Genomic DNA, 6,771 nt, shown 5'->3' with positions numbered 1-6,771 from the left:
GTTTCTTCGATAATTTTTTGATTTTTACGCTGCACACTACAATCACGCACACCAAAGGTACGGATACAGCCGTGCCTGTCGGCTAAAGCTTGTACCTCAAGATGGCGACCATAGCGCACTAAACGCTCGATAAAAACTAAGTTCGTACCGGTTATGCGGATAGTTTCTTCTACCGCACTTTGGTATTGCGCTTCCATTTCTTCTTTAGTAAAAACAAACCGAATACCGCGCCCACCGCCGGCATTACTGGCTTTAACTACACAAGGGTAACCAATTTTTTCGGCCACTACATAAGCGTCTTCTAAAGTAGGCACACCACTTTTACTCCAAGGGGTTACCGGCGTGCCTGCCTCTTCGGCCAGTTCTTTACTTTTAATTTTATCACCAATTTGCAACATAACTTCGCTGCTGGGGCCAATAAAAAGCAGACCGGCGGCCTCTACTTTAGCAACAAAATCGGCATCTTCGCTAACAAAACCCCAGCCCGGCCATACCGCTTCGCAGCCGCTTTGCACTAAGGCCTCGATAAGTAATTCATGGCAAAGATAAGCGCTATTTTTTACTTTACTAAAGTTACTAAAACTACTTAAAGCATAACTTTCATCGGCCTCTGTCGCAAAGACGGCGGTAGATTCTTTATCGATATAAAAAGCAATTGTAGTAAATTGTGTACTATTGAGATAATTGTATTCCTTAACAGCCCTGATAAAACGATAGGCTGCTTCGCCCCTATTAACAATACCGATACGTGCGTTATGACTTAACTTCTTCATAAATATTCCCTTATTCAATTAAAAAGTAAGAATTTAAAAATACCTATTCTTAATTCCTGCTTTTTAATTATTAATTTTTAAGAGGGTTACACCTTTTTAAAGCAAACTACCCCATTATGGCCGCCAAACCCTAGTGTATCGCTCATTACAGCATTAAGCTCGGCCTTAACACCTACCTTTGGTACATAATTTAAGGTACAACCGGCCTCTGTATCCACATTATCAAGGTTAATGGTAGGCGGGACAAAACCTTCGGTTAAGGCCTTAATAGCCACAATAGCCTCTATCCCGCCGGCAGCGCCTAAAGTGTGGCCAAGCATACTTTTACTGCCACTAATTAGCAATTTATGGCTGGTAGCATGTTCTCCAAAAACATTAATAAAAACCTTACTTTCTAGCGGGTCGTTAAGTGGCGTGCCGGTAGCGTGGGCATTAATATAACCAATATCGCTAGGCTGCAAGCCGGCATCGGCTAAGGCCAGTTTAAAGGCTTGTGTAGCCCCGCGTCCATCGGGACTAGGAGCGGTAAGATGGTACCCATCACAAGTCATTGCACCGCCGGCATATTCACAAATAATATTTGCCCCGCGTGCTACGGCATGGTCGTAATCTTCTAATATCAAAATACCGGCACCTTCACCCATTACAAAGCCGCCTCTGTCTTTATCAAAGGGGCGGCTAGCTTTTTCGGGATACTCATTAGCGGTACTCATAGCCATTAATTTATTAAAGCCGGCAAAAGCCGATTTACAGATGGTACTCTCGGCGCCGCCGGTAAACATAATATCAACCCGGCCAGCCCTAATAGCATCGGCTGCTAGCACAGTGGCATCGGTGCCGCTGCTGCAAGCGGTAGTAATGGCACAGTTAGGGCCGTGTAAACCTAAAGTAATCGCCACATTACCGCCGGCCTCGTTGGCAATAAGTTTAGGGATATAAAGCGGCTCAATGTTATGCGGCCCTTTAGTAAGGACATCGGCGCTGCCCTTTTCGCTCACCTCAAAACCACCTATACCTACACCCAAAAAGACACCGGCTCGTTCGCGATTAAAATTACCTTCTGTAAGACCAGCCATCTCGGCCGCCATCTTACTGGCAGCTACAGCAAATTGGCTAAAACGCGCCATTTGCCGCGCCTCTTTTTTAGTAATAAACTGCGTAATATCAAAATTTTTTACTTCGCCGGCTATGGTGGTAGCAAAACCTGTAGTATCAAACTGGGTTACCGGCCCAATACCACTTTTACCGGCCTTTATAGCCTGCCAACTTTCCTCTAAATTAAGGCCAACACTCGTTATAGCTGCCATTCCGGTAACAACAACTCGTCTGCGCATATTTCCTCCAAGTAATAATTAAAAATTAATAATTAAAAAATATGTATTTTTATTTCTTAACTAATCTTTAGTCCATTAAAAGACCGCCATTTACATCTAGCACATGGCCGGTAATGTAGCCGGCTAAATCGCTGGCTAAAAAAACGGTAGCTGTTGCTACGTCATCTGCCGTACCCAAACGTTTTAAAGGGATTTGGCTGGTAAAAGCCTCTTTTTGGGCATCGGTTAGCACATTAGTCATATCGGTAGCAATAAAACCGGGAGCAATAGCATTAACCCGCACCCCGCGTGCCGCTACCTCACGCGCTAAACTTTTAGTTAAGGCAATAAGGCCGCCCTTGCTGGCACTGTAATTGGTTTGTCCGGCATTACCTATTTTGCCCACAATACTGGCCATATTAATGATAGCGCCGCTGCGCTGCTTAACCATAATGTTAGCTACCTCGCGGCAGGCAATAAAAGCGCCGGTAAGATTGGTATTAATAACTTTGTCAAAATCGGCCTTAGGCATACGCAAAATTAAACCATCTTGAGTAATACCGGCATTATTTACCCATACATCTATACGTTTATGCTGCTCCATCACCGCCTTTACAGCATTGATAATAGATTGCTCATCACTTATATCCAGCTGCACCCCAGTAATGGTAGTACTATGTTTAGCGGCTAACTCTTGCAGTTCCGCCGGTACTTCAGCGCCGGTGCGGCTGGTATATATAACAATAGCTCCGTTGCTTAAAAAATTTTGCACGATAGCATAACCTATCCCGCGCGAGCTACCGGTTACTACGGCTATTTTATCTTTTAATAACATACTTCCTCCGAAATTAATAATTAAGAAGTAATAATTAAAAATTATCAGTTATTAATTCTTAATTTTTACTTTTTAATTCGCTTATCTGCGCAGTTGTAGCAGCAAGCTCAACTTTTTCATTAAAAATGGCCTTCCATAAGCCGGCCAGCACATTACCCGGCCCGCACTCAATTACCTTTGTATCGGCAGCGGCTAATTTTTTTAAGCCTTCCTCTACCGCCAGCCACAATACGGGGTTGCATATCTGTTTAGCTAATAAGCTGCGCGCCTCTTCACCGCTACTAATCTGCCGGCCGCTTACATTACTAAAGATAGGGATAATAGGATTATTAAAAGTTACCTTACCGAGCACCTCGCTAAAACCGGCAGCGGCCTCATTAAGCAGCGGAGTATGAAAGGGCCCGGAAACCTTAAGAGGCATTACCCTTCTGGCTCCGGCCTCTTTCAGCAAAGGTTCAGCGGCATTAATGCCGGCCTCTAACCCGCTTAAAATTAATTGGGTGGGACTATTATAGTTAGCGCAAAAAACATCATCGCGCCCTAAACTTTTCACCACTTCTTCCACCTGCTGCACCGAAAGGCCCATCACGGCAGCCATCGCTACCGCCCCGCGCGCCTCAATAATCTGTTTGCCGGCCTTAGCCATTAGCCTGCCGCGTTCGGCCACTAAGGTAAAAATATCTTCATAATTACAAACACCGGCCGCTTTAAGGGCAGCGTATTCGCCCAAACTAAACCCGGCTACACCTAACACTTCTTCCAGCAATCCTTCAGCTTTAAGGGCTTCGTAACTAGCTAAATTAGCTAAAGTAATGGCTACTTGGGTACGTTCGGTTTCTTTTAATTCGTCTTCCGTACTTTCAAAAAGTAATTTTTCGGCATTAAAACTGCTATAGTCGCCGGCTATTTTAAACAGCTCTTTTACTTCACTATATTTTTCGTATAAATCACGCGCCATACCGGGTTTTTGCGCACCCTGTCCGGGGAATAATAAAATTGATGTCATCATTACCTCATTCTCAACTTTCAGTTCTCAACTTGGGGCTGGCCCCGCCTACCATTCTATTAAAGCCCCGCCCCAAGTTAGCCCAGCCCCAAAGCCCGGCAAGATAAGCTTCATACCTTTTTTAAGCAGTCCTTGCTCTTGCATATCGTTAAGAGCAATAGGAATAGAGGCTGCTGAGGTATTAGCTACTTTATCAAGGTTCATAAAAAACTTTTCGATAGGCCACTTATTACGAACACAGGCGGCCTCTATAATACGTTTATTTGCTTGATGCGGTATTACATAATCCACATCTTCTATCTTTAAATTATTACGGTTTAAAATAGTATTAACTACATCACTAATAGCGCGCACTGCAAAGGCATAAACGGCATGGCCGTCCATCTTTAATAAAGTTTCTTTAACTTCCTCAGCACTAAGACCAATTAAAGGCAACGGGTTTTTCATACCACCCATCGGCCTTACTAAGGCTTTATCATCGGCTTTGCTATATAAAACTATATCTATTAAACTATCTTTTTGCTCTGCTTTACTAATGACCGCTGCGCCTGCGCCATCGCCAAATAAAATAGCCGAGCCGCGATCGTGCCAATCCAGCATACGGGTTAAAGTTTCGCTGGCTACCAAAAGCACATTTTTAGCCATACCGGTAGCAACTTGCCCTGCCGCTACAGATAGGCCATAAATAAAACCGGTACAGGCCGAGCGAATATCAAACGACGGTATCGTACCGGCTCCCAGCTTACCTTGCACCAAATTAGCGGTAGAAGGAAAACCGATATAATCCGGCGTACAGGTAGCGCAGATAATCATATCAATATCACTTGTGGTCATACCGGCTTGCTCTAAGGCTTTATGGGCTGCTTTAACGGCCATATCGCTGGTAGCCTCGTCATCGGCCGCCACATGCCGTTCTTTAATACCGGTGTGGCTGTATATCCACTCATCACTGGTATCAAAGTAAGCCCGCCAATCGTCATTTTTCATTATCTTTTGTGGTAGATAAGCCCCTATACCTTTAATCGTTATCATAGTTTTTATTTTACACTAATTAATAAAAGTGTCAAGTATATTTTCAACTTTATTTTTACATTTATTTAATAAATGTCTAATATGCTGGTTGTTATATAATGCCGCTAGGTTGACTAACAGTGGTTAATTTTGTAGTATTGAGTATGGTTTTTTTTAATGTTATTGTTGGTATAGTTACTTTCATTAGTTTTTACTTAACTTTACAAAATCGAGCAAATATAAGTGAAATTAAGAAGCGCTCAATTACTGCTAATACTAGCACTGCCGCTGAGAAGATAGAGCGAATAAAAACTCTTATACAATATCAAGAATATAAAATAGTATATATCTTATTAGAAAGCTTAAAAGGTTTACTCATAGACGTAAAAGCTAATATAAAACGAAAAAAAGATATGGAAACTATGACTTATGCTATAAATCAAGTGAATGAAATGGATAAAGATTTCAGGAAATTAAACAAAGATAATCGAAAACTTAAAGAAGGTATGGAGGAAGGGTATATTGACGCCCTTAACAACCTAAAAGAAGAACTTTTATCGTTAAATCATAAAAATAAAATATCAAGCTAGGGAGAAATACTATGGAAGAAGTAGAGAATTATGAACCTTTAATTAACATTGATAAGCTAATAGAAAAGACTAGAAAGAATAAAATTAAATGGAAAAAAACGGTCAGAAGCAATACTTTTATTACTTTTATTAAAAAATATAGTTTAAGTATATCTGCTAATCAGGTAGATTCTATTAAAGAATTTATGGCCTCATTACCTATAAACACCAATGAAGACGAAAATTATTATATAACTATAAGAGATAATAACGATGATATTATAGATACATATTCTAAAGGAAATCGTCTGCCTGAACTCTATTTTGCCGCACGTGATTCTGCTCGAAAACCAATGGCTAATGCTATTGAAAAAATAAATGAAGAAGTGGAATTAGCTTAAAGCCCTATAACCCAACCCCAATTTTGGAGAAAAAATATGCAATTAAAAACAGTTAAAGAGGCTAACTTAAAAGACAAGTTAGTATTAATGCGGGTAGATTTTAATGTACCCATGAAAAATGGCGTGGTAGGCGACGATACCCGTATTAAAGCGGCTCTACCTACCATCAATTACATCTTAGAGCAAGGCGCTAAAGGACTTGTTTTAATGAGCCACTTGGGAGATCCAAAAAAAGATGCCAAAAAAGCCGAAGAAAAGGCCAAAGAGAAAGGCGAAGCCTTTGATAAAGAGGCATTTTGGGCCGGTAAAAACCGTATGCAGCCGGTAAGTGAATATTTGGCTAAAACACTCGGTAAGCCGATTGCTTTTTGTTCCGTAACTACCGGACCGGAGGCCGAAAAGATGGCCCATACCTTAACTGGCGGTGCCATTTTAATGCTGGAAAACACCCGCTTTGATAGCCGTGAAACCAGCAAAGAGGCCGCAGAACGTGATGCAATGGCCGCAGAACTTGCCAAACTGGGTGATATTTATGTCAACGATGCCTTTGGTACCGCTCACCGCGACCACGCCAGCACCTGCAGTGTAACCAAATTTATGAAGGGCGAAGTTTACGCCGGCTTTTTAATGGAAAAAGAAGTGCAGTACCTCGACCCTATCCTGCATAACCCCGCCAAACCGATGGTGGCTATTGTAGGCGGCGCTAAGGTATCCAGCAAAATTGCCGTGCTGGAGAGCCTCTTAAAAACTGCCGGCAGCCTAATTATTGGCGGCGGCATGGCCTACACCTTTTTAAAGGCACAAGGTTACCAAATTGGCAAAAGCTTGGTAGAAGACGATTTTATCGCTACCGCTAAAGATAT

At 42.1% G+C, this 6,771-nt stretch carries 8 protein-coding genes; 3 read left to right on the top strand and 5 right to left on the bottom strand.

The window, feature by feature from the left end; all coding sequences use genetic code 11:
* The 5 genes from FWE37_08715 to FWE37_08695 form a co-directional block, all read right to left on the bottom strand.
* Window positions 1-773: ATP-grasp domain-containing protein (locus FWE37_08715; GenBank protein ID MCL2521061.1), on the bottom strand; the 773-nt coding region annotated here is incomplete at its 3' end.
* A gap of 86 nt (window positions 774-859) precedes the next feature.
* Window positions 860-2,080, bottom strand: a complete 1,221-nt coding sequence (gene fabF / locus FWE37_08710) for a beta-ketoacyl-ACP synthase II (GenBank protein ID MCL2521060.1) — start codon at window positions 2,078-2,080, stop codon at window positions 860-862.
* Between the two features lie 94 nt (window positions 2,081-2,174).
* Window positions 2,175-2,921, bottom strand: a complete 747-nt coding sequence (gene fabG, locus FWE37_08705) for a 3-oxoacyl-[acyl-carrier-protein] reductase (GenBank protein MCL2521059.1) — start codon at window positions 2,919-2,921, stop codon at window positions 2,175-2,177.
* Window positions 2,922-2,979: 58 nt separating this feature from the next.
* Window positions 2,980-3,930 carry an ACP S-malonyltransferase gene (locus FWE37_08700; GenBank protein ID MCL2521058.1) on the bottom strand — a complete coding sequence of 317 codons (951 nt, stop codon included), beginning with the start codon at window positions 3,928-3,930 and terminating at the stop codon, window positions 2,980-2,982.
* Window positions 3,931-3,975: 45 nt separating this feature from the next.
* Window positions 3,976-4,959 (bottom strand): ketoacyl-ACP synthase III, encoded by a 984-nt coding sequence (locus FWE37_08695; GenBank protein ID MCL2521057.1) that lies wholly within the window; start codon window positions 4,957-4,959, stop codon window positions 3,976-3,978.
* Between the two features lie 119 nt (window positions 4,960-5,078).
* On the opposite strand from FWE37_08695, the gene FWE37_08690 reads away from it, so the two are divergent.
* The 3 genes from FWE37_08690 to pgk form a co-directional block, all read left to right on the top strand.
* Window positions 5,079-5,528, top strand: coding sequence for a hypothetical protein (locus FWE37_08690; protein MCL2521056.1), 450 nt, complete (start codon window positions 5,079-5,081; stop codon window positions 5,526-5,528).
* Between the two features lie 11 nt (window positions 5,529-5,539).
* Window positions 5,540-5,908: a hypothetical protein gene (locus tag FWE37_08685; GenBank protein MCL2521055.1), complete on the top strand. Its 369-nt coding sequence runs from the start codon at window positions 5,540-5,542 to the stop codon at window positions 5,906-5,908.
* A 36-nt stretch (window positions 5,909-5,944) separates the two neighbouring features.
* Window positions 5,945-6,771 (top strand): phosphoglycerate kinase (gene pgk / locus FWE37_08680; GenBank protein ID MCL2521054.1); only part of this gene is annotated, 827 nt, incomplete at its 3' end.

It is taken from the genome of Spirochaetaceae bacterium, from assembly GCA_009784515.1.
Classification (GTDB): domain Bacteria; phylum Spirochaetota; class Spirochaetia; order WRBN01; family WRBN01; genus WRBN01.
This window is presented reverse-complemented; position numbering and strand designations above follow the sequence as displayed.